This is a genomic window from Thermococcus sp., from assembly GCF_027011145.1.
Classification (GTDB): Archaea; Methanobacteriota_B; Thermococci; order Thermococcales; family Thermococcaceae; genus Thermococcus.
In genome coordinates this window covers 51,206-76,055 of the sequence record NZ_JALVAO010000068.1, presented here as the reverse complement: position 1 = coordinate 76,055, position 24,850 = coordinate 51,206, and the positions used below count along the sequence as shown (strand labels likewise).

Here is a 24,850-nt window from a genome sequence, read left to right as displayed (position 1 = left end):
ACAATACTCTACCATCAATATTAAGCAATTTTGGTATTTTAGACAATTTTCCAATCAAAAATTTAATAAGATTCGATTTGTAAACAATATTCTCGAAAAATTTGCGGAGGTGATGCAATGCAAGTTCTCACACGAAAAGCTAGTTCAAAGTGGGTTACTGGATTAAGACCCAAGCTTGAGGAAGTATTTTCAAGGGGTATATCCCGGGGAACGCTTGTGGGGAAAGCCCTGCTCAAGGGAGTTGACATGCTTGAAGTTGTTGAGGTTAAATTCGTCCCGGGAAAGGCTGAGGGCCCGGAGTTCGACGTTTCTGGCAGGGAAGTTCTCTTCAAGTATCCAGTTGATGGAAAGGAGTCCTTAGATGATGTGTACTACCCGCTGATGGGTATGCTGAACAGGGTCTAAGGCTTTAAACCCGTTTCCCCAAAGTTTTTCCGATGATTGTTGAAGAAATAGGTCTCGACAGCTCCTCAAGGATAGCATTCCAGAGCCACGCCCACAGCGACCACTTCGTGAGTGGGAAGGTAATCTTCGCAACTAGGGCAACTAAGTTTCTAAGCCACCTAAGAAAGGGCGGATTCTACAGGGAGGTTGGATTTAGAAAGAAGTTTTACATCGGTGACATCAAGGCAAAGCTCTATCCCGCCGGTCATATGCTCGGCTCTGCGGGGATAAAGCTCTGGCTCGAAAACGGGACGCTCTTCTACACCGGTGATACAAAGTGGTTTAAGCTGAGAACAGCAGAAAAGAGCAGGTTTCCAAGGGCGGATTTTCTGATAATCGAAGCAACGTTCGGCGTTCCAAGCTTTACCTTCCCAGCGCCGAGAGAGGCAGAGAAAAAGCTCGTAGCCTTTGTGGAAGAAGCCCTCGACAGGGGGAGAAGGCCCACGTTGTACGTAAATCAGATGGGAAAGGCGCAGGAAGTAATGAAGATACTCGACGTTCACGGGATAACGGTAAAGCCCTCTAGGGAAATCCTGAAGATTGCCAAGGTCTACTCGAAGTTCGGAATAAAATTTGGAAACATTGATAACGAAGGTGAAGTTGTTCTGCGCTCCTACCGTTCACCAAGGGTCGAGAATTCACTATCGCCATGGGAACTGATTGTTTCGGGCTTTGGAGGACTTAAACTGAGCAACCACGCAGACTTCTGGGAGCTAATGAGGATAGTCGAGAAGGTTAAGCCAGAGCGGATTTTCACGGTCTACGGCTTTGCCCGGGAGTTTGCTAGAATTCTTAACGGTCTCGGCCACAACGCAATTGACATTTCTCCGAAACAGAAAATTAATTTATGAATTATAGCCAAATTTCGTATGATAAAACTGACGAGTTTTGAGCATGGGACAAACATCAAACCGAAACCTTAATATATTCGAAATTCCTAGCTAATTACAGGAAGATATTCACATAGAATTGAATTACGTAGAAAAAGTTGCGGGCTCGTGGCAGTGCTCCCGTGGCCTGAGAACATGGGCTCAAATCAGCAGAAGACTCAAAGGGGGTGATGCCCCGGAGCCGGGCACCCTTTTCTATCCTCCCTGCTTGAGCTTGCTCTTCTGTTATGTGTCTCAATTTTAATCACTTCTCGTATCTTAAATCGAAAAGTTTATAAAGGGTTCTCTTTTTAGTAACTATCGGTAACCAAAAGGAAGACCGTCGGGAGGTGATGCCCGATGGTCTGGAGGAGGGACCGCTACTGGGACCCCTTCGACATAATGAGGGAAATACAGGAGGAGATTGACGCCATCTTCAGGGACTTCATGAGGGGGCCAAGAATCTGGAGCTACCGCGAGCCAAGGGGAATTGGGATCAGCGAGACCTGGAGAGAGCCCTTCGTGGACATCTTTGACCGCGGTGACAGGTTCATCATAACGGTCGAACTCCCGGGAGTCAGGAAGGAAGACATTAAGCTCCGCGTTACTGAAGACACCGTTTACATTGAAGCCCAGATAAAGCGCGAGAAGGAGCTTGAAGAAGAAGGCGCGATAAGAATCGAGCGCTACTACAGTGGCTACCGCAGAGTCATCAGGCTCCCGGAGGAGGTCATTCCTGAGAAGGCCAAAGCGAGGTACAACAACGGCGTCCTTGAAATCGAACTGCCCAAGAAGGCCCCCAAGAAGGAGAGCGAAGAGGGATTTGAGGTCAAAATTGAGTGAAGAGGAAAGACAAGGGGGACACCCCCTTATCTTCCTCTACCATCAAACCCCCGATGTGGGGCTTCGCCCCACGACCCCCACTTTGATTTAAACTCCGAGGGGGCTTTTGCCCCCTACACCCCCGACGGGAGTCGGGAAATAAAATCAGAAGATGAATCAAAATCATCGGTCACAGAACTGGAGGTGATGTAAAATGGCCGAGAGAAAGGAAATCAAGCTTAAGGTCGCGTCAGCTTATCAGAGAGACGTCGGTAGGGGAATCGTGAGAATTGACAGAAAAGCTATGCGCGAACTCGGCGTCCAGCCGGGTGACATAGTCGAGATTATTGGTACCAAGAACACGGCCGCTGTAGTCTGGCCAGCTTACCCAGAGGACGAGGGACTGAACATAATCAGAATGGACGGAACCATAAGGAAGAACGCCGGCGTTGGCCTTGGTGACGAGGTTACGGTTAGGAAGGCCGACGTTAAGGAGGCCAAAAAGGTCATCGTCGCCCCAACCGAGCCGATTCGCTTCGGCAGGGACTTCGTGGAGTGGCTTCACAGCAGGCTCGTGGGGAGGCCCGTCGTTAGGGGAGACTACATAAAAATAGGAATCCTTGGTCAGGAGCTGACCTTCGTCGTTACCGCAACTACTCCAGCCGGAATCGTTCAGATAACCGAGTTCACAGACTTCCAGGTCAGTGAGAAGCCCGTCAAGGAAGTCAGCAAGACTGCAACACTCGGAGTCACATACGAGGACATCGGTGGTCTCAAGGACGTCATCCAGAAGGTCAGGGAGATGATAGAGCTCCCACTCAAGCACCCGGAGATATTCGAGAAGCTCGGCATCGAGCCACCTAAGGGAGTTCTCCTCTACGGCCCGCCGGGAACTGGTAAGACTCTCCTCGCTAAGGCCGTGGCAAACGAAGCTAATGCACACTTCATAGCCATCAACGGTCCGGAGATAATGAGCAAGTACTACGGTGAGAGCGAGGAGCGCCTCAGGGAAGTCTTCAAGGAGGCCGAAGAGAACGCACCGGCGATAATCTTCATAGACGAGATTGACAGCATCGCTCCAAAGAGGGAAGAGACCCACGGTGAGGTTGAGAAGAGGGTTGTGAGCCAGCTGCTCACGCTAATGGACGGCCTCAAGAGTCGCGGAAAGGTCATAGTCATAGGTGCTACCAACAGGCCTGATGCCATTGACCCGGCTTTGAGGAGGCCGGGAAGGTTTGACAGGGAAATCGAGGTCGGCGTTCCCGACAAACAGGGCAGAAAAGAGATACTCCAGATACACACCAGAGGAATGCCAATCGAGCCCGACTTCAGGAGGGACAAGGTGATAGAGATACTCGAGAAGCTCCGCGGTGACGAGAGGTTCAGGGATGTTATAGACAGGGCCATAGAGAAGGTCGAGAAGGCCAAGGACGAGGAGGAGATAAAGAGGGCACTCCGCGATGTTGACGAGAGACTCTACGACGAGGTCAAGGCGAGGCTCATAGACGCTCTCCTCGAGGAGCTGGCAGAGATAACCCACGGATTCGTCGGTGCTGACCTTGCCGCTCTAGCGAGAGAGGCCGCGATGGCAGCTCTAAGAAGGCTCATCAAGGAGGGCAAGATTGACTTCGAGGCCGAGCACATACCGAGGGAAGTCCTTGAGGAGCTCAAGGTCACCAGGAAGGACTTCTATGAGGCCCTCAAGATGGTCGAGCCTTCAGCGTTGAGAGAAGTCCTCCTCGAGGTTCCAAACGTCCGCTGGGACGACATAGGAGGCCTCGAAGATGTTAAACAAGAACTCAGAGAAGCAGTCGAATGGCCACTCAAATACCCAGAGGCCTTCCAGGGACTCGGAATCACTCCACCGAAGGGAATCCTCCTCTACGGCCCGCCCGGAACGGGTAAGACTTTGCTCGCTAAGGCCGTAGCAAACGAGAGCCAGGCCAACTTCATAGCCATCAAGGGTCCAGAAGTGCTGAGCAAGTGGGTTGGTGAGAGCGAGAAGAACATCCGCGAGATATTCAGGAAGGCTCGCCAGGCCGCTCCGACGGTGATATTCATCGACGAGATTGACGCCATAGCACCGCGCAGGGGAACCGACGTCAACCGCGTTACGGACAGGCTCATCAACCAGCTCCTCACCGAGATGGACGGAATTCAGGAGAACAGTGGCGTAGTGGTTATAGGTGCCACCAACAGGCCGGATATCATTGATCCGGCACTGCTGAGGCCAGGAAGGTTTGACAGGCTGATACTCGTCCCAGCGCCTGACGAGAAAGCCAGGCTGGAGATATTCAAGGTGCACACCAGGAAGGTTCCGCTGGCTGAGGATGTAAGCCTCGAGGAGCTGGCGAAGAGAACCGAGGGCTACACCGGTGCCGACATAGCGGCCGTGGTGAGAGAGGCGGCAATGCTCGCAATGAGAAGGGCACTTCAGGAGGGCATCATCAAGCCCGGCATGAGGGCCGACGAAATCAGGAAAAAGGTCAAGGTAACTATGAAGGACTTCGAGGAGGCCCTCAAGAAGATTGGCCCGAGCGTCAGCAAAGAGACGATGGAATACTACAGGAAGATACAGGAGCAGTTCAAACAGTCACGCGGAGCGTGACCCAGCGAACGAAAGTTCGCGCGGGGCCAGGGGCTGATGCCCTTAGGTTTTTAACATCCTTTTCCTATTCTCTGAGGTGGTCCGATGAGGAGAAAGGGAATTCTCGTTTTTCTCGCGGTCGTTCTGATGATGTATTTATATCCCCTCTCGATAATTCCCCTCCTACTTCTAGCGAGGGAGTGGGAGGAATTCCGCGAGGAATGGAAGAAGTCAGCAATCCTGATTGGAATTTCAATACCCCTCTACGGCGCAAAGATACTTCTCGGGATTTCCGGCTGGGCAAAGACCCTTGGAATAACACCAATCAAGGTTTCACCCGTCCTCTGGTGGTCGGTTTACCTCACATTCACGGCTCTTCAGACGCTGGCCGTCTATTATGTCTACCGCGTCTCAAAGAACTTTGGAGAATACGGAAAAACCGGCGGACTTGCCATGCTGGTCGCGGTTCCCCTCCACCTGCTCAGCCTCAAGCTGTACTTCATCCTCACATGGACCGGATTAATCCTCTTCCTGCTCGGTCTTGAAAAAGAGAAGGAGGTGATGGCATGATTTATGGAGTCCTGCTTAGCATACCCGCGAAGTTCGTGACGAAGTATGAAGACGAGGTCAGAAAGACCATAGGCTACGGAATAGCAAGGGGTGATATAATAAGCTTTACCGAGGCGAGGTACAAGGGCGACGTCGCCTTCGTTATGCTCGCCCGCTCAAACAGGGCCGCAGAGAGAGTTGTTAACGAGCTCAAGGAACTGCCTGTAAACGTGAAGGTCATAGAGATTGAGGGGGAGAGCTAAGCCACCCATTCAAGCTCGTAGTCCCTCGCACGGAGTCTTTCCATTTCTTCCCTTGCTATCCTTTCGGCTTTCTTTATGTCGTTGGTCACGACTATCTTCTCCTTTGGCAGGGTGTTGTTCATATAATAGACAATTCTCACAAGCATTTTTCCACCTCCATATATCACCATTGGTGAAGAACATGATAGGGGTTTTAAAAACATTATTGAACATTGTAATTCATTAAAGACCAGAATCGATCGAACAAAAGTATACATCAATGAACAGATAGATTGAACAAGAAGAAAAGCACTCATTTGAGAGAGATAAAAGGATTCACTCAAGCTTCTCAAGTTCGTAAACCATAGCGTCCTTCCGCCTGAGCTCCTCAACGGCAATACGTCTAGCCTCGTCGGCCGTTTCGGCCTCAAACACTATGGTCTTCCCACTCTCCTCTCCTCCGTGGAGGGTGAGTGCCCACCTCATGTTATCACCATCAGGTTGTCAGACTGTCAAACTTTATAAGTTTATTGGGATCAAATTTGTCACATGAGACTCATTATCGGACATGAAATTATCAGAATGCTCATTGTGATGGCCAAAAACTCGGGGATTGAAGTTTGTGGCTTCCTGCTCGGGAGAAGAGAGAAAAACGACTTCATCGTCCTTGAGGCAAGAGAGATAACGAACAGACTGGAGTCCCAAGATGCTTTCGAGATGGAGCCACTGGAGATGATTCAGACCATTAATGAGGCAGAAAAGAGGGGACTTGAAATAGTCGGGATTTTTCACTCCCACATAAACTGTCCTCCACTGCCGAGTGAACGGGATTTGGAGGGAATGAAAAACTGGAAAGTTCCCTGGCTCATCGTTACGCCCAGAGGGGAAGCAAAGGCGTGGATTCTTGATAACATGGAAGTCAAAGAAGTAAGAGTTTGTGAAATGTAGAATCCATCACTCGTCCCTAATCACTATCTCTATTCTCCTCCCCTCGCGGTAGCCCTTCATGGCTGAAAGCATACCTTTTATCGTTTTCTCAACGAGCTCCTGAACCCAGTCCTTCATTGGTAGAACCTGCCCGTCTATCTTAATCGTCACCTTCGGCTTCGAGCTGAGCACAACACAGTCCTTGAGCGTTTTTTCACCCTTTACTATCATTCTAGCCATCTCAGCACAGCTAAAACCGCAGAGGCCACAGTCTATGTTAGGGAGCATGAAAGCGCGCTTCTCAACGAGGTCAGCTAACTTCTCAGGCTCTTTGGTTGCATCTATCACTGGGAGGCCCTCTATCTCCTCAACGCCGGTGGAGGCTATAATTCCACTCACCGCCACGGCCAGTCCGTCGTTGAGCTCTCCCACATCTTCCTCATTCCTCGCGCATATCACCTTTGGCACGTGCTGGACTGACTTAAAGCCCTCAAGGAGAAGGAAATCTGCCGAGACCATTGAAAAGAGCGCGTTGATGTCCTTGGCCTTAAAGAGAACAGCATCGGTGTCGTGCGCCCTAACCAGAACAGCATCGGCCACCTGTGAGAACCTCCACGTGTCGCTCCCTTCCCTGTCAAAATTAGAGTGCATGCTCTTGGCTATTGCAACGCGGTAACCACGCTCCTTTAGAACCCTCGCGACCGCTTCAACCGTCGTGGTTTTTCCGCTCTTCTTGAAGCCGACAAACGCCATCGCCCTCATAATCTCACCTCAGAGCAGGGTTATCCAGTTGAGGTCGTCTATCTTGACTATCAGCTCCTTTGCCCTGTTCCCAGCGTAGTCAGTGACGTCCTTCAGAAGGATTACCTCTTCATCAAAGTCAACCAGAATCCCGGAAAAACTCGTCTCACTGCCGACACCGACTGCAACCCTCTTCCCCTTCCAGCGTTCCAGTGTTTTATCGAGGAGGTACTGCTTTTCGCTCATGCTCATCCCCGGCATTGCTATGTTTGGAACTTTTAATATTTTCCCGCCCACGGCGGAAAGTCTATAAGAGTGCCAACGTTCACCAATTGGGTGGTTCCATGAGGCTTGTAACAAAGAACGAGGCCGTTAAGAGGGCACTCATAGAGGAACTCCGAAAGGAAGGGATAAAGTTCGAGGTGCACTCCAGAGAGGGTTATGAAGCCTTTGTCGGCTATCTAATCGAGGGAACCCTCAGAGAAATAGAGGAAAAGATTGAGAACCTCGAGGGAGCTGACATCGAGGCAATCAAGGAAGGCTTCCTGTCGTTTAAGGAGAGCCTTAACCACATCCTGGAGCACCTTAAGGCGGGGGAGAAGGCGGACGAGTTACTCAAGGAGGGCCTATGGGTGGCCGAGCTTCTCGACCAGCTCTACCGCAACGGGGCGATAGAATACGACGGGACCAACGTCAGGCTCAAGGAAGGCGTCAACGTTGAAGAACTTAAATTCGAGTTTAAGTTCCCGTTTAACCTCGTCCACAGTCCGGAAGCAGTTGAGAAGCATGTTAAACAGTTCGCCTTCGTGGACTTGGTCATAGAGCACGAGTTTGAAATACTTGAGCTGAGAATAGCGAAGATAAACGCCCTCGGAAAGATAGCGAGCAAGTACTTCCCCGAAGACTACCTGCTGAAGGTTTATTTCGCGCTCATAGGCAGGGCGATATTGGCGGAGGAAATTCTCAAGGCCTTGAGTGACAAGAAAATCCCCGAGGAAGAGCTTGTCAGGGGCTTCCTGAGGGCCTCACCGATAGCGGTGCCAACGCCGAAGGGAACCCTTGTGATAAACTACTCCCGGGACTCCTTCGAGGAGACGCTCAAGCTCCTCAAGAGGCTCGGCTTCGTCGAGATAAAGGGCGGAAAGGTAAAGAAACTCAGGGATTTGGAGTGAGGTATTTAATTTTTGCCTTTCCGTTTTTTTCCAGCCATTCAAGGAGCATCCTAGCGAACTCGAACTTCTTCCGTTTGCTCTCCCAGACAGGCGAGTGATTCCTTAGATAAGGCTTGCTCCACTTCCCCACGACATCGCCGAAGTCAAAGCCCACTAAGATTATTTCCCTGGCTCCAAGTTCCTCGGCAAGAAAAACGGCCCTGTCGCCGTCGGTGAAGCCACCGAAGTTATAAACTATGTCGAGGGGCTCGGTCTGGCAGGTCCCCAGAATCCTTGAAAAGAGCGGAAGGTAGGCCGTCAGCTTGTCCATATTGTCACCGTGGGCATGGACAACGAGAAAGGAGCCCCTGTCGTTCGCTATCTTGATGTCGGGAATCCTGCCGTCGAGGTCAGTGACTATTACATCGGGGAAAAGGCCGGCATCTAGCAAGGCTGAAGTTGCCCCATCGGCAGAAATCAGCGTCCCATCTGAAAAGTCGAACTCCTTTAGGGCCTTTTCGAGGCTCGGACCGGCGCCGAAGACGTAGGCTTTCCTTTCTAGTACTGCCTCAAGCTCCTCGCGGAGGATGTATTCATCGCTCTCGATTAAAAGGGCCCGCAAAAGCTCCGCCGATTTTCTGTCCTCCTCAATTGAATACCCCATTTCCCTAACGATTCGGAGGTAGAAAGGCCTCCAACGTTCCCATTTCATGCTTCTCCCCTCAGCTTTTTATCAATTTTCAGCATCTCCCTCCACTGTTTTCCCGGCCAGTAGATTTGACCGCATTTCTGACAGACGTAGAACTCGTCATAGCTCTCGTAAACCTTGTGAGGGACTCGTTCTTTAACATCACTTTTGGAGACGGGCTTTATCGGGCCGTTGCACTTGGGACAGCGAGCTTTAGAAGGAAAGAGCTCCCCAAACTCAACTCCAAGCTCCTTGAGCTCTCTAACCTGCCCTTCGAGGGAATTTGAGCGAAGGAGAAAAACCCTGGCACCGAGTCTCTCGGCTCTCCGGGCGAGGGCCACGTCTTTTGTCAGGATTATCCTTCCCTCCCGCAGGGCAACGCGGATTATCTCATCGTCGTCTTTGATTCCGTAGAGGGTATCGTGGCCGTAAAGCCTGAGCCATCTCGCCAGCCTTCCAAGCATCATGTCTGCTATGAACTTCATCGACCAGATTTCGGGGAGAACCCTTATAAAGACAGCCACTATTTCATGGCCATAAAACAGGTGGTTGAGATGCTCGTCTACTTCATCGGCACCGGCGGAAGCGAGGGGATTCCGGCTCACCTCTGCACCTGTCCGACCTGCAACGAGGCCAGAAGGTTCGGCTTTGCCCAAAGGAAACCCTCAACTCTAGCAATAATTACCAAAAACAAGAAAGCGGTCCTCTTTGACGTTGGAACCGACATAAGGGACCTCCTCAACGTCCCGCTGGAGGCGATTTTCCTGACGCACTGGCACCACGACCACATCTACGGCCTCTACAAGCTCCGCTGGATGGCGAGGGAAACCGAGCTCTACGCGCCGGAGGGACAGGCCGACGCGCTAATCCTCAACGACCCCAAGAACCTGAGGCCAAAAATCCTGAAGCCCTTTGAAAGCGTTGAACTCGATACCCTCAGGATTACAGCGTTAAGGCTCAACCACGGGGTTGAGACCCTCGGCTACCTCATCGAGGAGGACGGTAAAAGCGTCGCGTTGCTCTACGACACAAAGGGCCTTCCAGGAGAAACGCGGGAGTTTCTGGAAGAGAGGACACCGCTGAGGCTCGCGATAGTGGACGCAACTTACCCCCCGGGTTTCAGCGACCCATACCACAACAACGTTGATGAAGCCGCCGAGATGGGACTTTCCCTGGCCGAGAGGACAGTTTTAAGTCACATCTCCCACAAAAACCTGCCGTTCCTCGAGCTAGTCGAGTACGTGAGAAAGAGGTGGGAAAACAGGGTTCTGGTTGCCTACGATGGCATGGTGTTTTATGTGTGAAGTCATTCCATGGTTGATTTTTCTCCAATGACGGTCTAACTTAGTATAATAATAAAAACCGGCAAGGATTAAAAGTTCGAAAACTAAAATATTATAGGCAAAATAGAAAAACCAAAAGGTTTTTAAACAAAGCTGAATATGTAATAATAAGATTACATATGGAGAGGTGAACGAACATGAAGAGAATCTTGAGCCTGCTCCTTATCGGGGCTCTCTTTTTGAGCGTCCTCGGCGCGGGGTGTATAGGCACGACCACCACAACGAATACAGGAACAACGACGGGCGCCCAGGGAGCGGGAGCAACACAGGGAAAGAGCAACGCCGACCAGATGCCCCTGGCGGTCAACCAGAACGGGACAATAAACACGGCGGACCTCAAGAGTTACATCGATTCAATTCCAGCTGGCCAGTTAACGCAGGAGGAAATAGACGGCCTCCTCTACATGGTCGAGGAGGAAAAGCTCGCACATGACGTCTACATCAAGCTCTATGAAAAATGGGGACTTCAGATATTCAAGAACATAGCGGACAGTGAGACAACCCACGTCAATGCCGTCAGGCTTCTCCTTGAGAAGTACAACATCACGGACCCGACGAAAGACGAGCCAGTTGGTGTCTTCACTAATCCGGACATTCAGGCCCTTTACAACCAGCTGGTTGAGCAGGGGAGCAAGAGCGTTATCGATGCCCTCAAGGTGGGAGCGCTCATCGAAGAGACCGACATCATAGACCTGCAGGAAAGGATAGACCAGACGGATAAGCTCGACATCATCGCTGTTTACGAGAACCTGATGATGGGTAGCAGGAACCACCTCAGGGCCTTTGTAAAGACCCTGTCAAACTACGGGGTGACGTACGAGCCACAGCTCCTCAGCATGGAAGAATATGAGGCAATAATAAACTCGCCCATGGAAACCGGCGGTAACGGTCAGGGACACGGGAACGGAAGGTGACCCTACGTTTTTCACCTTTTCTGTTTTAGATTCTCAATTCTTTGAGATGATGTGTGATATTTTCAAATTACAGAAACCCATGAAGGGCCCTTCATAGATTTCTCTAATAATGTTACACAATATCCGGAACAGGAGGATAAAAGACCCATCATGACATATTGAAAAATTTTCGTAGGATATTGTGACATAAAGTCCAAAAAATTTGCCATATATAGGCAGTTGAACCAAAAGTTGTATAACATAAAGTTTCGAAGAATTTTCGACAGAAAATTCGGAAACAACCGAAGGGAGGCATCAACAATGTTTAGCCCGGGTAGCGACGGTTTTATGCTGATAGCGGCCGCACTGGTGTTTATAATGACCCCCGGTTTGGCTTTGTTCTACGGGGGAATGGTCAACAGGAAGAACGCCGTGACAATGATGATGCAAAACTTCTTTTCAGCGGGATGGACAACCATCATATGGGTGCTCTTCGGATTCAGCCTTGCATTCGGACCAGACGTTAAGGGAATCATAGGCAACGCCCACTACTTTTTCCTGAACAACATAACACCCAAAACCCTCTACCCCGGAAACCACGTAATAAGCCTGTACACCTTCATGGTTTACCAGCTAATGTTCGCCATAATAACGCCCGTTCTCATGACCGGAGCATTCGCCGACAGAATGCGTTTTAAAGCATTCATTCTGTTCACAACCCTGTGGCTGTTCTTCGTTTACTTCCCCTTTGCCCACTGGCTCTGGGGAGGAGGCTTTCTCCAGAAGTGGGGCGTTGAGGACTTTGCCGGCGGAATAGTTGTCCACACGAGTGCCGGCTTCGGTGCCCTGGCCGTCGTTGCCTACCTGGGAGCAAGGAAGTACGTCAAGGAGGGCAACCACAGCCTGCCACTGATTCTCATTGGAACGGCACTGCTGTGGTTCGGGTGGTTTGGCTTCAACGCAGGTTCGGCATTGAGGGTGGACGTTGACACCAACGTTGCCTTTGTGAACACCATGGAGGCCGCGGCATTTGCCGCCGTTACATGGATGTTCATCGATTACTGGAAGAACAGAAAATGGAGCGCCATCGGCTTTATGACGGGCTCAATAGCTGGCCTTGCAACGGTTACGCCTACAGCAGGATTCATAAGCCCACAGGCGGCGATGATTGTAGGAGTGGTCTCGGCGATAATCTGCCACCTCGCGGTGGACTTTAAAAACAGAAGGGGCTGGGACGATGCCCTCGATGTGTGGGGCGTTCACGGTATCGGCGGTTTCTCGGGCATAATCCTCCTCGGTATCTTCGGGAACGCCGCGATATTCGGAAGCAACGGGCTCATACACGGCAACGCAACGTTCTTCATCAAGCAGGTCGTCGCGGCGGTTGGCTGTGCGGTCTACGCATTCGTTATAACTTACATACTGATTTGGATTACCGACAGGATAACCCCCGTTCGCGTCCCGGAGGAGGCCGAAAAGAGTGGCCTCGACGCCTACGAGTGGGCTGAGAGCACCTACGTCGATGCCTGAGGTTTTTTATTTTTAATTTATCTCAACGACAAGCATCTCTTCTTTTCCCGAGGAGGCCACCGTGTCTCCTCTCGAAAACCTGGCATTACCGGACGGTGAGCTGTTGACGATAAAGGTCTTAACGCCAAGAAGTCTAATCCTCCCGGCCATCGCCTTAACATCCTTCTCGTTCGGTTCTCCATATTCCAGTGAGTAATCCATTGGGACGAAGAGGTAGTCTGGCCTTTTCCGCATTACCCACTTCGCTATTCTCTTGTTGTAGAGGCCGCCGCAGATGATTACCGCGACCTTCCCGAACTCAGTTTTAGCCGTTCTAACCGTGTTGCCTGTGCAGAACTTGTACGGTTCCTGAAACTTGCGATGCTTGAGGAGAACCCCCTTTCTGCCTATTAAAAGCGCGGAGTTGTAAACTCAGTTTTTATATGGTTCCAGAAGGCCGAAGACGACGTAAACGCTGCTTTCCTTGGCGAGTTTGCTCACTCGCTTCACTATCTCATCGTAAAGCCCCGCCCCGGAGAAATCCCACTCCTCGAAGCCGGTGAGACAGTACTCTGAGAAGACGAGGAAGTCCGGCTATAGGCTAAAGCCTCCTTAAAGCGTTTCTCAAACTCCCTCCAGTTTGTCTCGAAGTTTCCGACTTCAACGCGCATCGGAATTAACGCGACTCTCATTACTGCACCTCCAGCTCCTCAGAGGCCTGAAAAATCCTCTTGACGAGTTTCGGGGGCAAATCGTCCGGATTCTGATATTTTGTCACCTCCTCCATGAGGTTATCGAGTTCCTTGAGCGTTTCAAGGTTCTTTTCTATGAGGGTTTTTCTCCTCGTTGAGTTAGCAATGCTAACTTCGTGAAGAAACAGGTTATAGTTCGACATGGCCGAAAACATAAGCTGAAATCTCTCATCATTCTTGTACGCTTGGAGAAGACCAAAGGTGTCCTGGAAGTGCTCGGCCCTGATAGAATATGCACGGGCATAGAAAACTACGAGGTCATCCGAAGCGTTCTCGTGGAGGAGATACTCAAAGGTTCCGCCGACATAGGAGAGTCCTCTGGCGTCCTTCAAGCCATAGATGTAAACAGAAGTTAGCAGGCTCTTCTCTTTTTTCTGACAGCCCCATAGGGCGTATGAAGAGATGAATAGAACAAGAATGAGCAAAATCACCAAGACCTCGACATAGTTTTTTCTTCTCGTTTGTATCACCTGTTTACCACTACTCGCAAAAATCTTAAAAAAATCTTTGCCGTATTCCTCAAAGAATCAGTTGTCAGAGGAGACTTCAAATGAGAACTTACTCCTTCGGCATTGAGACCGTTCCAACTGCACTCGACGGCGACCTGCTCGCTGGAAGCGTCCACGACGGGAGGAACTACAAAATCATGCTCGCGAGGCTTGACAAAGAAGAGATAAAAGAGCTGATGTTCCTCTCAGGCGAAAACGACTGGGAAGGTCACAGCGTGGCGAAGCTCGATGGCGACTACCTAATCGGCGGTGCTGTGGAAGGTGTCGCAACGCCCAACGGCGGAAACGGCTGGAAGGCCTACGTCGCGAGACTCGATAAAAGTCTGAACGTAATCTGGGAGAGAAAGCTGGAAATCCTCGGCAACGAGGCCCTTTACTCGATTCTGCCTGATAGAGAGGGTGCTTTCATAGCGGGCGAGACCTCCAACGGAAGGGAAAGGAGTTTCTTCGTGGGGAAAATCTCCGGGGATGGCGAAGTCCTCTGGCTCAGGAAGCTCGGACTTTGGAGCGATGCCGTGATTTCGGGCCTCGTTGAGCTCGACGGAAGGATTTTCCTCGTTGGGAGCGTGAAGGAAGGGAAGTGGGAGGTTAAGGCCTTCGAGTTCACCGGAAACGGGGAGCTGGTGGCGGAAAGGGAGCTCGCCGATGGGACGGCCCTAACGGCCGCCGAAATTGGTGGAAAAATAGTCGTGGGTGGTTACAAAGGGAGCGACCTCTGGGTCTGGAGCGAGAGCTGGGAGGCAACGCTCCCGAACGGCGCTGTAACGTCTATCCTGCCAGTTGAGAACGGCCTTTTAGTTGGGGGTGAAGTCGAGGGAAAAGCTGTAGTGATAAAGCTCAACCCGAAAGGAGAAATCCTCTGGGGGAGGGAACTCTGGAAACACGGCTGGGTCGAGGTTTTGAGTAAGAGCTTTGCGCTTGGGGTTAGGGAAGAGGAGGGAAAGACTGTTATGGTCGTTGAGGACACTAGTCAATAGACATAAGCTCAGTTACTCCGGAGGTAGAGGTAGGCTAGCTTTCACAATCGAAAGAAGTTTCAAAATCTAAGAGGGGGTGTGTTAGAATGGACATTCGAATAGTGCGTGGCATACCCGATGGGAAAAGGCGCGATATTTCAGCTTTGATTTATTCCGTGGATCCGGTTATTTTTAGGAGAGGATATTTGGAAAAGATGCTCTCAATATCTTGGAAGCGAGTCTCAACGATAAAATGATATTCGTGGCAATGATTGAAGACAAGGTTGCCGGTGTCGTGGGAATTGCATCAAAGGAGGAGAGATCCCTAAACGTAACCCCCGCGGTTGTTTTAAAATACAGGGGGATAAAGTTCCTGAAGTCCCTCTTGCTGTGGCAACTAATAAAGAGCATGCCTGGGAAAGGAGATCTTTTTATCGAGTTCATAGCGGTTGAGTCCAGATATCGCGGTAGGGGCATTGGAACAAAACTACTCAACAGAGCTATAGCTTTTGCATGTGAAAATGGTCTCGAAAAGGTAAGGCTGTTTGTTAGAGAGAATAACACAAACGCCAGAAAACTCTACAAAAAAACTCGGGTTTACAGTTGAGAAGTCAGTGAGAGTTCCGTTTCCACTAAACAGACTTCTGTCTATCGAAAGAGGATATAAAATGGTTCTTCTAGTGAGGAAAGGTGGGAGTTGATTAGGCTCTTGGAAAGGATAGCCTCTTCGACCTACTTCATAGATCCTATGAACCGTCGCTACTGCTTTATCTATACTCTTAATGTAATATAGAGAGCATTCCCAAAATCTAAGTGATGATCCTTGTTCTCCTAATGTTCCGGGCCGTTAGGAAAGGATAATCCTCAAGGTTCCGATATCTATTTGGCTGGTGACTATAATATCATGAGGTCCCAGATTTTAAGGAAACCCCGGAGGCGTAAATCACCATTGAGAGAATGGCTCCCACGAGGGGGAAGAGGATTATAAGCCCTCACGAACCCGGAAACCGGGGCTCCAGTGCTATGAAGACAGCATCCCACAGCGCGTGAACCGCTATCAGGGGTTCTATCCTCCTGAAGGCGAGCCGGTAGGAGGACAGCACCAACGCCGCGATAAGCTGGGATACGTTGAGACCAGCGGCGAAGTGAGCGAACCAGAATATCACAGAGTTTCCAATGAGGGCAAGCCATCCGCCGAACCTTTCCTCAAGGGAGGCGAAGAGCAGACCCCTGAAAAGCAGTTCTTCGACGAGACCCGCTATGATAAGAAAGTTCAGGAAATAGAGGGCAAACTTCCAGAGCGGCATGGAGTTGTGGGGGAGAAACAACACAACGATAAGCGGGAGCATGAAGAAAACAAAGGGGAACAAGATGTGTTTGACGAAATTAAAGTCACCACCAAGGCCAAGCTCCTCCCTGGTGTAGCCCGAGAGCCTTAAAACGGCAAAGATTAGGAAGATTAATTCTCCGAGATCCAAGAGTCTCTGAACTTGGCCCAGGTTGATGAACTTGTTCGATACTATCATCGCGGTTAAAGCCAGCGTCAGGAATACTCCCCTGAGCCACCGCTCCATTCTACATCACTGGCGTGGCTTTGTTGAAAAATCTTTAAAATATTTCTGCCCTACAACCTCCGTGATGCCAATGAAGCCAATCGTCCTCAAAGGCGAGAAAATCTCGCTTGGTGTTCTCCTGAAGGAAGATTTAAGCAAAAGCTGAGAGTGGTTCAACGACAGGAGCACCGTTAAACATCTCTTCAACTCGGCTTACTTCACACTTCCGGAGGAAGAAGCGGGGTTCTATGAGGAGCTGAAGAAGAACAGGGACAAGATGCCGACGTTTGCCGTGGTTGAGAATGAAACTGGGAAGCTCGTCGGCATAGGGGGCTTCAGCTGGATTAAGTGAGAGACAAAATGGGGTAGATTTCACAGAAAGCACGTGTGGAGTGATGGATAACACCGGGCCGATTTACGAGCGTTTCAAGGATTGAGCTGGCTAACTATTACCCCTGCCCTTCAAAAGTCTCAAACCGAGATAGACAACACCGAGCATTGCGATGGCCACCCCGGTACCCAAGAGGAGGCCTTCGCTGGAGTAAATCCACTCTAAGTACCTACCGATTGAGATGAGCCCGTCCTGAAGGAGAACCAGCGGTAAAACCGCTAAGAGGATGGTCGCTCCGGCTATGATTTCCCTGGCTTTCTCGTACTCTATGTAGGCCCAGGGAATCATGTCACAAAGCCAGTGTATTGCCATAACGACGAGAAGGCTTTTCGTGTATAGATACGCAAGCCCAAGAACGAAACCTACCAACGTGTTTGACATCAGCACGTTCCAGTTCCTGTTGGGATGGGAAAACTTATGGGAGAGTCCAAAGAAAATGGAGATGGCCATTAATCCCGCAAATGGGTTCCAGAGCGAGAGAAGACCCAAAAAGACGTAGCGGAAGACGAGCTCTTCTGGAAGGGCGGCGCTTATTATCTGGAGGAGTGCCACATCTTTGAAGCCCATGCTTTTGACCGATTTAACTTCCTCATCACTAATTTCAGGGCTTGATGACTTCTTAACTTCAAAAAGTGCAGGAACAAACGTAAGAATGCTCAGAGACAGGAAGAGCAGGAAGTAATCAACTGGAAAGCTCCAGCGGACGAAGTAGAGTTCCGGGCACAGGAGGGTTATGAGCACTGCGAAAACGACGGTGAATATTGACATCGCCACCCAGTAGCCTTTAACACTTCCAAAACGCCTCTGAAATGGTCTTATAAAGCCGCCGAGGTAGAGCCCGTGCGTTATGTAGAGCAGGAACGCTAGGATAAAGACAGTTAGGGGACTCATAGGCACCCCATTGGGTATCCTCGGCTTCCTTTAAAAATTCTTCATCCTTCAACAATCGTTCCGAGTCGGATCCGGTTGAGGATTAAAAAAGGTCAGCGGTTCCGTTCAGATCCCAACTCTCCCATTAAAATCCCCGCAAGGTTCGCCGATGAATGGAAGGCGAAGGCCGTGAGGAGAGAACCGCTGACCGCGAAAAGGTAGCCAACGATTAGCCCCATGACGAAAGCCCCAGCTGTTACGTAGGCCTTCTCCCCCGCGGAGGCTCTTTCAAAGGCCATCACGTGAGGAATTGCAAAGAGAAGAGCCGAGAACAGGATCGCGCCCCAGAACTGGCCGTGGCTTAAAAGATAACCCTCAACCAGACCTCTGTTGAGGCTTTCCTCTGCGAGGGGAGCTAAAATGAGGAGGAGTAAGGCCTTCCAGAGGGAGCCATCGGGAAGAAACTCCAGCGTTTCCGCTTTCTCTCCGTTCTTTTTCTCCGAGAGGAGCTTTTCCCCGAAGTTTAGGGCTAGAGAAACGGAAAACCCAGTTGCCACTGCCTGAGGAATGTAAGCTAATCCAAAGCCGAACGGAATTCCAAGGAGCGAGATTAAGACAAACGACAGGGCTAGGAAAGCCCCCTGAATTCCAGCACCGGCCAAGACCTTCCCCCTCTTCGCCAGGAGCGAGCCGAGACCTGAGGAGGGCAGGAAGACGGCAAGCCAGAGGAGGAGGGCATGGAGGTACTCAATCACCTCTTATCACCTCGCGGAGGATCCTCATGGCCCTCTCCAGCTCTTCTGTACCTTTTTCGCTCAGCTCAACGAACTTCCTCGGCCTTTTGCCGAAGCCGTAGTAGGTTTTTACCATTCCGGCCTTTTCGAGGGCCTTGAGGTGGAAGTCGAGGTTTCCCGGGGTGAGCTTCAAGGCCTTGGCAAGCTCGATAAAGGTAGTCCTCTCGCGGGAGAGGAGGTAGAGGGCTATCGCCAACCTCGTGGGGTTTCCAAGCGGTGAATCTGCAAGCTCCCTGAGCCTCTCAGCCTTCATTTCACTCCCTCATGGCCCTTCTTATGTAGAGAAAGGCAGTAAAGGTAAAGGACGCCGAGACCACCATGACAGAGAAGGTCTGAGGATTCATGGTGCCGTTTAGATGGTTCAAGAGGTACAGTGCAGAGAGGTCAATCAGCGAGGCAAGCACCTGCGGCCACTCGATCCGTCTAAGGAAGAACAAAGTAGACAGTACTATGAAGCCGACGCCGAGGCCCACGAAAAGGAGCATGAATTCTGCCGTCTTGAACTCATACTGAGTAGGCGTAGAGAGCGAAAATACGAAGGCGAGCATTCCGGCGAGGAACCAACTGGCAATCTGAGAGAGCATGTACCTTCGGCTTTTTCTCGAAGGAACACCCAGTATCCTCTCAAGGGCCTCGATTTTTTTGAATATGCGTTTTTCCTCTGTAAAGAACCAGATTATTGCAAGGGTAGAGAGTATCATTCCCCCATTGCCGCCGAATGAACCTTGGAACCATTCTGAAGTCCATGAAAGGACATTGCTCAGAAGGTAGAGCATCGGCAACACGGCCCCCCAGAAGATGAAGGGAAAAGCCAGGTAAACCCTCTTGGCTAGGTTCAGCTCGTCCTCAACGGCTTTAAGAGCCTCAGCAAGCTCCTCAACCTTCTCCATTCCCACCACCGTTACAACTTCGCGCTCCACCTATTTATAATCGGTTGAAAGTTTGGAGAACAAAGTTAGACTTTTTAATCCCCCGCCCAACTTTTCGCCATGAACCGCCGCCTCTACAACGTTTATACCCTCACCTCTGCATTCAGGATCGCTGGCGATTCCATCGAGAGCGTTGCCCTGCCATGGAGCCTCCTTCAGAGTACAGGCTCGCTTGTGAGCATAGGCGGTTTTGCGCTCTTCACGCACCTTCCGTGGGTTATTCTGCCTCCCCTCCTCGGGAGAACGCTCGACAGGACGGCCAAGAAGGTCAGACTGGCTTTTGTTGCGCTCCTCCTCCAGTCGCTGCTGGCAGTCTTAATAGTTCCTCTGTCATCAAACGTCTGGGCATTCTACCTCCTCGTTTCGGGCATCTCGGCCCTCGACATACTCCACCGCTACTACGGCCTCTCTCTGATAGCGACCATGACCTTTGAGGAAAGTGAGCTTCAAAGGCTGAACGCGACGCTGGCAACCGTCGGAAACGCGGTCTCGTTGGTGGCCTTTCCAGTTGCGGGTTTTCTGGCGTACCGCTTCGGGATTAAAGCGATGCTCCTCGATGCGGTTCTCCTCCTCATTGGAGCCGTGAGCCTGCTCCCTTACCTCGGCATTGAGCTTACATCGGAGCGTACAGGTGAGATTAAGGCAACTTACAGGCCTTCTGTCTTCAGCAGAAAACTAGTTCTCGGGGTTTTAGTTTCAGTATTGCTCTTCAACTTCGCCCTTGGCTCATTCAGGATTTTTGTCTTCGCCTCGCTGAGAACCCTCGAGGAAGGCGAAGTCATCTATGGCATTCTCCAGTCCCTCACGACGGCTGGAAGCCTTGTGGCGGTGGCCGGGCTAACGTATCTTGCAAGCAGGAGAGGAGTCGGGCTAAAACGGCCGCTTATCACCGGGATGATCCTCCAGAGCGTGGCTCTGCTCCTCGCTGGCTTACCCGCCGTGGTGGCCCTCTTCCCTGCGGTTCTCTTGGTGGGCTTCGGCGGTGAACTTCTCAACGTCTCCTTCGACAGCCTGATGCAGAAGGTCGTTCCTCTCGAAAGCCTTGGAACTGTGAGGGGCATCTTTGATGCCCTCGCGACGCTGGTGATTCCCATCTCGCAGTTAACCTTTGCGTGGACGATTGAGAAGAGCAGTAAAATCTATGTTTTAGCGATTGTGGCGTTTTCCCTTGCGCTGACTGCTTCCCTCCTCTTTGAAGAACTCCTAAGGGAGACGAAAGTATAGAATTCCACTATCGAAGACTTACCAGTGATACCATGGAACCTCTCATCCGCGAGGCCAAGCCCGAGGACAGGCCCTTCATCGAGGAGATAGCGAAACTGACGTGGGATGGCGAGGACTACCTGGCGGGGGTCTTTGATGAGTGGCTCGGCGACAACTTCTACGTGCTGGAACTCGATGGAAAGGTCATCGGCACGGCGAAGCTCACGCTTTTATCCGGAAATGTTGTTGGCCTAAAGGCCTGAGGGTTCACCCAGACTACAGGGGCCAGGGAATACGGAAGGAAGCCCCCACGAATTTATACCAGAGTCGGCGAGAAGCTCATCTCCTTGAGCCCCTTGAGTTCGCCACAATTTCCTCAACTGCGAGAGTATCTCAATAGCGGAAAGGACGAGCCTCTATATCAAGAGTTAAGTTCTTCGTTTTCAATGCAAGAAACAAAAATCTAAAATTTGAGAATCAAAGAGAAATTAGAGACTTCTTCTTTTTAATAGCAAAATCAAAGGTAAGATAATCAAAAGACCTGGTCCACACGTGCTTTTCTTAGATGTAGAACTCGAAGTTATTTCTCTGGTCGAGCTGTAATGTGTACTGGAGCTCTGAATAGGTGAAGAACTGGATTTGGTTGTATGAGTCTGGGAGGGCTGTATTATGGGTGGATATGAAGAAGACGTAGAGGAAGAGCTCGAGGATGTTGGACGTGGAGATGACGTTGAGGCTGGACTTGAACCCGGACAGAGACTTGAGGAGGAGATATCGAGCTTGTTAACATCTGCACTTACTTGAAGGACTTTAACGGTGAGGTCTTCAGTTTTTGGAAGAGAAGCCTGCTTAATTGTAACGGTTAAGGAAGTGGGTTTAATTTCTGGAGATAAATGAGAGCAGGGAACTGAACCATCCTTTCCAACACTCATGAACACAAGTCCTCTTGCCATGATGAAATTCCGATAGTAAACAACGTAGAGTGCATCGTTAATCGTCATTCCCCCATATTCATCCATAATCATCGCAGAGTCTCCAGTTAGAATGTTCCATACAGGTTTTCCTTTTCTGTCCAAGCTGAGAATCCAGACACGCCGATTGTAATTGGATTTCTGAAAAGCTGAGACAGCCTTTCCAAGAATATATATCTTATCTCCAAATTTGACCGAAACAAAGTCATAGCCAGCGTCGGGAAACTTCTCAGCCCAAAGAACATTTCCTGTCTTGTCAATAGCCATTATAAACGGTATGAAATAGCCATTTTCTTTGACGTGACCTGCGATGTATATTTCATCTCCATGAACAAAGGGTCCAACTACTCCTGCAGGTGTTCCAAAGTCTAACGCAACGGACTTGATAATCTCTCCATTCTTGGTAAACCAAAGGAGAATCGGATTCAGAGAGCCTACGAGGGCTAGTATGTTTCCATCGGGTCCTATTGCAAGCCCCTTGGGTCTGAGTCCTGCATATGAATCAACGTAAGAGCGGATCCAAATCACATCCCCAGTTTGAGATAACTTTAGAAGAACTAGCTGAGGCTTAGACCACTCAATAGTCTCAGCGAGGAGGTATATTTCCCCATCTGAGACAACGGCATCTATAGGAATAAGCTCTCTAGCAACAACTTTATTGTTAAAACTACCATACAGAAGATAATATTTTGCCCATGCAACACTTCCATTTTTTCTCAGTTCAGCAACAATTATTGCGGACATGGAATTAGGACGTTTAGCTGCAAACAGCAGGAGTATGTCACCATTGGGAAGTTTTCTTAGGATAGCAGGAGAACCTCCACTAAAACTTTTACCCCATATCCTAGTTCCGTTGTAACTAAACGCAAGCTCTTCTCCAAATTTGAGCTTGCCCGTTTCAGGGTCAAGTCCAAGGACGTAAAAGGAATTCTTGGTATAATTAATTTCATATAGGCCAGCTTGGTACAGGGTGTTTCCAAAAAACATAGGTGACCCTGCTTGAATGTAAGTTGAGCCCTTGATGTTGTAGACAACTCCCCACCTCACAGCACCGACAAAGGGAACCACCAGCAATATGAGGAGGAATGCCAGTGCCCTCTTCATCGGGATCACCAATATAAAATAAGATTTTGGAGTTTAAATAGCTATATTTAGAATTTTGTTTTATCGAGTAAAAATTAGTCATGTCAATTAGAAAGTTTTAATGTCAGAAAAATTTCATGAAAATAAGTTCAACTATATGTCAGCGTAATTAAGACAAGGAGCCAAAAACAATCTTAATTATGAGGTACGAAAAATCAGATATAAAAGCCAAGAACTAGTAAGCAAGAGTTGAGGGAAAGAAATTGAGAATTAAACCCCTTGAGACTGAATCCGAAAGGCGAGCCTGCCTTGAGATAGCTAGAACCTTACCAGATTGGTTCAACGATGCCGGCATTAAAGCTATGGAACGCGACCTTAAAAGTGAAACGACGTTCATAGCTGTTGAGAAAGACCAAGTTCTCGCCTTTATAACAGTCAAGCCTATCAAAGATAAGGCCCTCGAAATCCTCTGGATGGCCGTCAGGAGGGAGTTTAGAGGGAGAGGCATCGGGACTGGGCTGTTGCGCTTCGTCGAGATGTGGGCCAAAGCTAACTTTGAAGTTCTGATCGTCAAGACCTCGGGCGACCTCTCGTATAAACCCTACGACAAGACGAGGCGGTTCTACGAGCGGAGGGGCTTTGTTAGGGTGGCGTTGATTGACCCCTATCCGGAGTGGGGCGAGGAGGCACTGATTTATGTGAAGTGCCTTCGCAAATGTTAAATGCACATGTTTTCACATCTTTCCATGCGCTGGAGCGAGATTCCAAGGGAAGCAAAGGCCTACATGCTCTACCACACTCTGATAGCGCCGGGCCTGATAGTCTGGATACTCTTCCCCCTCTACCTCATGGAGACCGGCTATTCCATTCTCGAAGTTGGAGCGTTCTTCACAGCGGTCAACGTCATCTCAATCCCCCTGACTTATCTCTTCGGCAGGCTCTTTAATCAGTGGGACATAAAGAAGGGCCTCATCGCGATTGACGTCCTCGATGGGGTCACCTACATTCTGTATGGCCTAGCAAAGGGGACCGTAGCTCCGGTTCTGCTTTTCACAGGGAGAACAATAGAAAAGCTCTCGACGATGCTCTACTCGCTCTACCGGACCTACGAGCAGATAATCTATCTGGTACGAGGAAATTTTCGCCTGGCATCTCCGCCTGCCGGAAATTTCAAGGCTTCTCACTTTTCCCATCATGGGTTACATTCTCGGCTACGTTTACCCCGGCCCCGGGAGCTACCGCTGGGCCTTTATTCTCTTCGGGCTCTTTTCAGCGGTAACCGTGACATACATCTGGCGCTTCTTGCCCTCAGTTGGCAGAGAAGAGAGGATAACGCCCAAGGGCTTCACTTTCAGGGTCGGCGAGTTTAAGGTTCTCCTGGCGTTCGAGGCTTTGCTCACGCTCGCCTGGGAGTTAGCCCCCGAGATAGTTCTAATCAACTACGTCATATTCGTGCTTCACAAAACTGTGTTCGAGGTAACTCTCGTGGCAGTAGCGAGCAGTATTGCCTCAATCATCGGCACCTACGCCAGCGAGCGCGTTCCAAAGGAGAAAGGGTTTAATGCAATAGCCTTCGGCATGCTTCTAAACGCTATCTACGCTTTAATCATGGCTCTAGCACCTCCCCTCTGGATAGTTCTCGCAGTCTATGCGCTCGGCGACTTCGGTAACACTTTCTGGTTCCCCTTCTACCGTTCATGGATGTTCAAGCTGATTCCGAAGGAGAAGGCCAGCGAGTTCCACTCAGCGATATCAAGCTACAGGAAGGTCATAGGACTCTTCGCGCCTTTCATTGCTGGAGCACTGGCGAGCCTTCACGCGACGCTACCCTATGCAGTTAGCTTTGCCTTCTTTATAATAGCCGGGTTAATGTTCATATTCCTCTCAAAAGGAGCCATTGTTTATCAACACTCTCCTGTAAGCAAGAAGTAAATGGAAACCATTACGAAAGCCAGCAAAAAGGTCCAGATACCTACTGGATAATGAATTTTTATTTATGGGAATACCTGTTTTGTTTGGGGAAATTACTATTCCTCTGAGATTACGTGTTTGTAACGTGCACTCTCAGCTCTTT

The 24,850-nt window shown here is 50.1% G+C and carries 29 protein-coding genes and 3 pseudogenes; 18 read left to right on the top strand and 14 right to left on the bottom strand.

What is annotated here, in order from left to right; translation table 11 throughout:
- Positions 1-117 precede the first annotated feature (117 nt).
- The 6 genes from MVG27_RS09545 to MVG27_RS09520 all read left to right on the top strand — a co-directional run bounded on the left by MVG27_RS09545 (position 118) and on the right by MVG27_RS09520 (position 5,534).
- Complete coding sequence (locus MVG27_RS09545; protein ID WP_297548088.1) at positions 118-405, top strand: hypothetical protein; 288 nt, start codon at positions 118-120, stop codon at positions 403-405.
- A 32-nt stretch (positions 406-437) separates the two neighbouring features.
- Complete coding sequence (locus MVG27_RS09540) at positions 438-1,295, top strand: MBL fold metallo-hydrolase (RefSeq protein ID WP_297548090.1); 858 nt, start codon at positions 438-440, stop codon at positions 1,293-1,295.
- A 378-nt stretch (positions 1,296-1,673) separates the two neighbouring features.
- Positions 1,674-2,156, top strand: a complete 483-nt coding sequence (locus MVG27_RS09535; RefSeq protein ID WP_297548092.1) for an Hsp20/alpha crystallin family protein — start codon at positions 1,674-1,676, stop codon at positions 2,154-2,156.
- A gap of 193 nt (positions 2,157-2,349) precedes the next feature.
- Positions 2,350-4,743 (top strand): CDC48 family AAA ATPase, encoded by a 2,394-nt coding sequence (locus tag MVG27_RS09530; RefSeq protein WP_297548094.1) that lies wholly within the window; start codon positions 2,350-2,352, stop codon positions 4,741-4,743.
- Positions 4,744-4,827: 84 nt separating this feature from the next.
- Complete coding sequence (locus MVG27_RS09525) at positions 4,828-5,292, top strand: transposase (protein WP_297548096.1); 465 nt, start codon at positions 4,828-4,830, stop codon at positions 5,290-5,292.
- A complete protein-coding gene (locus tag MVG27_RS09520) occupies positions 5,289-5,534 on the top strand; it encodes a hypothetical protein (RefSeq protein WP_297066292.1) in 246 nt (81 codons plus the stop codon). Before MVG27_RS09525 ends, MVG27_RS09520 begins: the two co-directional genes overlap by 4 nt.
- Here MVG27_RS09520 and MVG27_RS09515 read toward each other — a convergent pair.
- A complete protein-coding gene (locus tag MVG27_RS09515) occupies positions 5,531-5,680 on the bottom strand; it encodes a hypothetical protein (RefSeq protein WP_297556569.1) in 150 nt (49 codons plus the stop codon). The two genes, MVG27_RS09520 and MVG27_RS09515, sit on opposite strands and share 4 nt — an antisense overlap.
- Before the next feature lie 169 nt (positions 5,681-5,849).
- Entirely contained in the window at positions 5,850-5,999 is a 150-nt protein-coding gene (locus tag MVG27_RS09510) for a hypothetical protein (RefSeq protein WP_297548100.1), read from the bottom strand.
- Between the two features lie 63 nt (positions 6,000-6,062).
- Between MVG27_RS09510 and MVG27_RS09505 the strand changes: the two genes are divergently transcribed.
- A complete protein-coding gene (locus tag MVG27_RS09505) occupies positions 6,063-6,461 on the top strand; it encodes a M67 family metallopeptidase (RefSeq protein WP_297548102.1) in 399 nt (132 codons plus the stop codon).
- 6 nt (positions 6,462-6,467) lie between these two features.
- On the opposite strand, the gene mobB is transcribed toward MVG27_RS09505, so the two are convergent.
- On the bottom strand, positions 6,468-7,202 hold the full coding sequence (mobB, locus tag MVG27_RS09500; RefSeq protein ID WP_297556566.1) for a molybdopterin-guanine dinucleotide biosynthesis protein B: 735 nt from the start codon (positions 7,200-7,202) through the stop codon (positions 6,468-6,470).
- 9 nt (positions 7,203-7,211) lie between these two features.
- The gene (locus MVG27_RS09495) at positions 7,212-7,427 is read right to left on the bottom strand and encodes an LSm family protein (protein ID WP_297470589.1); all 216 of its coding nucleotides are present in this window, start codon (positions 7,425-7,427) and stop codon (positions 7,212-7,214) included.
- Between the two features lie 98 nt (positions 7,428-7,525).
- Here MVG27_RS09495 and MVG27_RS09490 point away from each other — a divergent pair, with 98 nt between their 5' ends.
- On the top strand, positions 7,526-8,353 hold the full coding sequence (locus MVG27_RS09490; protein WP_297548804.1) for a hypothetical protein: 828 nt from the start codon (positions 7,526-7,528) through the stop codon (positions 8,351-8,353).
- On the opposite strand, the gene MVG27_RS09485 is transcribed toward MVG27_RS09490, so the two are convergent.
- Positions 8,337-9,044 (bottom strand): 6-hydroxymethylpterin diphosphokinase MptE-like protein, encoded by a 708-nt coding sequence (locus MVG27_RS09485; RefSeq protein WP_297556564.1) that lies wholly within the window; start codon positions 9,042-9,044, stop codon positions 8,337-8,339. The genes MVG27_RS09490 and MVG27_RS09485 overlap by 17 nt on opposite strands.
- The gene (locus tag MVG27_RS09480) at positions 9,041-9,505 is read right to left on the bottom strand and encodes a Mut7-C RNAse domain-containing protein (RefSeq protein WP_297548808.1); all 465 of its coding nucleotides are present in this window, start codon (positions 9,503-9,505) and stop codon (positions 9,041-9,043) included. Before MVG27_RS09480 ends, MVG27_RS09485 begins: the two co-directional genes overlap by 4 nt.
- Before the next feature lie 69 nt (positions 9,506-9,574).
- Between MVG27_RS09480 and MVG27_RS09475 the strand changes: the two genes are divergently transcribed.
- The 3 genes from MVG27_RS09475 to MVG27_RS09465 all read left to right on the top strand — a co-directional run bounded on the left by MVG27_RS09475 (position 9,575) and on the right by MVG27_RS09465 (position 12,786).
- Positions 9,575-10,324 (top strand): MBL fold metallo-hydrolase, encoded by a 750-nt coding sequence (locus tag MVG27_RS09475; protein ID WP_297548828.1) that lies wholly within the window; start codon positions 9,575-9,577, stop codon positions 10,322-10,324.
- A 176-nt stretch (positions 10,325-10,500) separates the two neighbouring features.
- The gene (locus MVG27_RS09470) at positions 10,501-11,277 is read left to right on the top strand and encodes a DUF2202 domain-containing protein (protein ID WP_297548811.1); all 777 of its coding nucleotides are present in this window, start codon (positions 10,501-10,503) and stop codon (positions 11,275-11,277) included.
- A gap of 300 nt (positions 11,278-11,577) precedes the next feature.
- Positions 11,578-12,786: an ammonium transporter gene (locus MVG27_RS09465; protein WP_297556563.1), complete on the top strand. Its 1,209-nt coding sequence runs from the start codon at positions 11,578-11,580 to the stop codon at positions 12,784-12,786.
- A gap of 12 nt (positions 12,787-12,798) precedes the next feature.
- On the opposite strand, the pseudogene MVG27_RS09460 reads toward MVG27_RS09465, so the two are convergent.
- Together MVG27_RS09460 and MVG27_RS09455 are read right to left on the bottom strand one after the other, a co-directional pair.
- Positions 12,799-13,457, bottom strand: a pseudogene (locus MVG27_RS09460) (carbon-nitrogen hydrolase family protein).
- Positions 13,457-13,987, bottom strand: a complete 531-nt coding sequence (locus tag MVG27_RS09455) for a hypothetical protein (RefSeq protein WP_297548815.1) — start codon at positions 13,985-13,987, stop codon at positions 13,457-13,459. Before MVG27_RS09455 ends, MVG27_RS09460 begins: the two are co-directional and overlap by 1 nt.
- 80 nt (positions 13,988-14,067) lie before the next feature.
- Between MVG27_RS09455 and MVG27_RS09450 the strand changes: the two genes are divergently transcribed.
- From MVG27_RS09450 to MVG27_RS09440, 3 genes are all read left to right on the top strand, one after another.
- Positions 14,068-15,003, top strand: a complete 936-nt coding sequence (locus MVG27_RS09450; RefSeq protein WP_297548817.1) for a hypothetical protein — start codon at positions 14,068-14,070, stop codon at positions 15,001-15,003.
- Positions 15,004-15,089: 86 nt separating this feature from the next.
- Entirely contained in the window at positions 15,090-15,239 is a 150-nt protein-coding gene (locus tag MVG27_RS09445) for a hypothetical protein (protein ID WP_297548819.1), read from the top strand.
- A gap of 11 nt (positions 15,240-15,250) precedes the next feature.
- Positions 15,251-15,589: an N-acetyltransferase gene (locus MVG27_RS09440; protein WP_297548830.1), complete on the top strand. Its 339-nt coding sequence runs from the start codon at positions 15,251-15,253 to the stop codon at positions 15,587-15,589.
- Between the two features lie 385 nt (positions 15,590-15,974).
- Here the strand turns inward: MVG27_RS09440 and MVG27_RS09435 are convergent, their stop codons facing one another.
- The 5 genes from MVG27_RS09435 to MVG27_RS09415 all read right to left on the bottom strand — a co-directional run bounded on the left by MVG27_RS09435 (position 15,975) and on the right by MVG27_RS09415 (position 19,480).
- Positions 15,975-16,556: a CPBP family intramembrane glutamic endopeptidase gene (locus MVG27_RS09435; protein ID WP_297548820.1), complete on the bottom strand. Its 582-nt coding sequence runs from the start codon at positions 16,554-16,556 to the stop codon at positions 15,975-15,977.
- A 421-nt stretch (positions 16,557-16,977) separates the two neighbouring features.
- Entirely contained in the window at positions 16,978-17,817 is an 840-nt protein-coding gene (locus MVG27_RS09430; RefSeq protein WP_297548832.1) for a type II CAAX endopeptidase family protein, read from the bottom strand.
- Between the two features lie 92 nt (positions 17,818-17,909).
- Positions 17,910-18,551 carry a CPBP family intramembrane glutamic endopeptidase gene (locus tag MVG27_RS09425; protein ID WP_297548822.1) on the bottom strand — a complete coding sequence of 214 codons (642 nt, stop codon included), beginning with the start codon at positions 18,549-18,551 and terminating at the stop codon, positions 17,910-17,912.
- Positions 18,544-18,843, bottom strand: a complete 300-nt coding sequence (locus MVG27_RS09420; protein WP_297548824.1) for a transcriptional regulator — start codon at positions 18,841-18,843, stop codon at positions 18,544-18,546. Before MVG27_RS09420 ends, MVG27_RS09425 begins: the two co-directional genes overlap by 8 nt.
- Before the next feature lies 1 nt (position 18,844).
- The gene (locus tag MVG27_RS09415; protein WP_297548826.1) at positions 18,845-19,480 is read right to left on the bottom strand and encodes a hypothetical protein; all 636 of its coding nucleotides are present in this window, start codon (positions 19,478-19,480) and stop codon (positions 18,845-18,847) included.
- A gap of 99 nt (positions 19,481-19,579) precedes the next feature.
- On the opposite strand from MVG27_RS09415, the gene MVG27_RS09410 reads away from it, so the two are divergent.
- Both MVG27_RS09410 and MVG27_RS09405 read left to right on the top strand, forming a co-directional pair.
- On the top strand, positions 19,580-20,743 hold the full coding sequence (locus tag MVG27_RS09410) for an MFS transporter (protein ID WP_297556561.1): 1,164 nt from the start codon (positions 19,580-19,582) through the stop codon (positions 20,741-20,743).
- Positions 20,744-20,775: 32 nt separating this feature from the next.
- Positions 20,776-21,014, top strand: a pseudogene (locus tag MVG27_RS09405) (GNAT family N-acetyltransferase); the annotation flags it as partial.
- Between the two features lie 196 nt (positions 21,015-21,210).
- On the opposite strand, the gene MVG27_RS09400 reads toward MVG27_RS09405, so the two are convergent.
- Entirely contained in the window at positions 21,211-22,806 is a 1,596-nt protein-coding gene (locus MVG27_RS09400; protein ID WP_297556560.1) for a hypothetical protein, read from the bottom strand.
- Positions 22,807-23,039: 233 nt separating this feature from the next.
- Here MVG27_RS09400 and MVG27_RS09395 point away from each other — a divergent pair, with 233 nt between their 5' ends.
- Positions 23,040-23,498: a GNAT family N-acetyltransferase gene (locus MVG27_RS09395; RefSeq protein WP_297549513.1), complete on the top strand. Its 459-nt coding sequence runs from the start codon at positions 23,040-23,042 to the stop codon at positions 23,496-23,498.
- Positions 23,499-23,522: 24 nt separating this feature from the next.
- Positions 23,523-24,708, top strand: a pseudogene (locus MVG27_RS09390) (MFS transporter).
- Positions 24,709-24,850: the final 142 nt, after the last annotated feature.

What these genes read in the sequence shown, in the direction of transcription:
- MVG27_RS09450 (WP_297548817.1), top strand. Translation starts at nt 14,068, where the DNA reads ATGAGAACTTACTCCTTCGGCATTGAGACCGTTCCAACTGCACTCGAC.
- MVG27_RS09545 (WP_297548088.1), top strand. Translation starts at nt 118, where the DNA reads ATGCAAGTTCTCACACGAAAAGCTAGTTCAAAGTGGGTTACTGGATTA.
- MVG27_RS09465 (WP_297556563.1), top strand. Translation starts at nt 11,578, where the DNA reads ATGTTTAGCCCGGGTAGCGACGGTTTTATGCTGATAGCGGCCGCACTG.
- MVG27_RS09515 (WP_297556569.1), bottom strand. Translation starts at nt 5,680, where the DNA reads ATGCTTGTGAGAATTGTCTATTATATGAACAACACCCTGCCAAAGGAG.
- MVG27_RS09475 (WP_297548828.1), top strand. Translation starts at nt 9,575, where the DNA reads ATGCTCGTCTACTTCATCGGCACCGGCGGAAGCGAGGGGATTCCGGCT.
- MVG27_RS09540 (WP_297548090.1), top strand. Translation starts at nt 438, where the DNA reads ATGATTGTTGAAGAAATAGGTCTCGACAGCTCCTCAAGGATAGCATTC.
- MVG27_RS09435 (WP_297548820.1), bottom strand. Translation starts at nt 16,556, where the DNA reads ATGGAGCGGTGGCTCAGGGGAGTATTCCTGACGCTGGCTTTAACCGCG.
- MVG27_RS09535 (WP_297548092.1), top strand. Translation starts at nt 1,674, where the DNA reads ATGGTCTGGAGGAGGGACCGCTACTGGGACCCCTTCGACATAATGAGG.
- mobB (WP_297556566.1), bottom strand. Translation starts at nt 7,202, where the DNA reads ATGAGGGCGATGGCGTTTGTCGGCTTCAAGAAGAGCGGAAAAACCACG.
- MVG27_RS09485 (WP_297556564.1), bottom strand. Translation starts at nt 9,044, where the DNA reads ATGAAATGGGAACGTTGGAGGCCTTTCTACCTCCGAATCGTTAGGGAA.
- MVG27_RS09495 (WP_297470589.1), bottom strand. Translation starts at nt 7,427, where the DNA reads ATGAGCGAAAAGCAGTACCTCCTCGATAAAACACTGGAACGCTGGAAG.
- MVG27_RS09520 (WP_297066292.1), top strand. Translation starts at nt 5,289, where the DNA reads ATGATTTATGGAGTCCTGCTTAGCATACCCGCGAAGTTCGTGACGAAG.
- MVG27_RS09410 (WP_297556561.1), top strand. Translation starts at nt 19,580, where the DNA reads ATGAACCGCCGCCTCTACAACGTTTATACCCTCACCTCTGCATTCAGG.
- MVG27_RS09445 (WP_297548819.1), top strand. Translation starts at nt 15,090, where the DNA reads ATGGACATTCGAATAGTGCGTGGCATACCCGATGGGAAAAGGCGCGAT.
- MVG27_RS09440 (WP_297548830.1), top strand. Translation starts at nt 15,251, where the DNA reads ATGATTGAAGACAAGGTTGCCGGTGTCGTGGGAATTGCATCAAAGGAG.
- MVG27_RS09530 (WP_297548094.1), top strand. Translation starts at nt 2,350, where the DNA reads ATGGCCGAGAGAAAGGAAATCAAGCTTAAGGTCGCGTCAGCTTATCAG.
- MVG27_RS09525 (WP_297548096.1), top strand. Translation starts at nt 4,828, where the DNA reads ATGAGGAGAAAGGGAATTCTCGTTTTTCTCGCGGTCGTTCTGATGATG.
- MVG27_RS09420 (WP_297548824.1), bottom strand. Translation starts at nt 18,843, where the DNA reads ATGAAGGCTGAGAGGCTCAGGGAGCTTGCAGATTCACCGCTTGGAAAC.
- MVG27_RS09505 (WP_297548102.1), top strand. Translation starts at nt 6,063, where the DNA reads ATGAGACTCATTATCGGACATGAAATTATCAGAATGCTCATTGTGATG.
- MVG27_RS09490 (WP_297548804.1), top strand. Translation starts at nt 7,526, where the DNA reads ATGAGGCTTGTAACAAAGAACGAGGCCGTTAAGAGGGCACTCATAGAG.
- MVG27_RS09470 (WP_297548811.1), top strand. Translation starts at nt 10,501, where the DNA reads ATGAAGAGAATCTTGAGCCTGCTCCTTATCGGGGCTCTCTTTTTGAGC.
- MVG27_RS09480 (WP_297548808.1), bottom strand. Translation starts at nt 9,505, where the DNA reads ATGAAGTTCATAGCAGACATGATGCTTGGAAGGCTGGCGAGATGGCTC.
- MVG27_RS09510 (WP_297548100.1), bottom strand. Translation starts at nt 5,999, where the DNA reads ATGAGGTGGGCACTCACCCTCCACGGAGGAGAGGAGAGTGGGAAGACC.
- MVG27_RS09430 (WP_297548832.1), bottom strand. Translation starts at nt 17,817, where the DNA reads ATGAGTCCCCTAACTGTCTTTATCCTAGCGTTCCTGCTCTACATAACG.
- MVG27_RS09415 (WP_297548826.1), bottom strand. Translation starts at nt 19,480, where the DNA reads ATGGAGAAGGTTGAGGAGCTTGCTGAGGCTCTTAAAGCCGTTGAGGAC.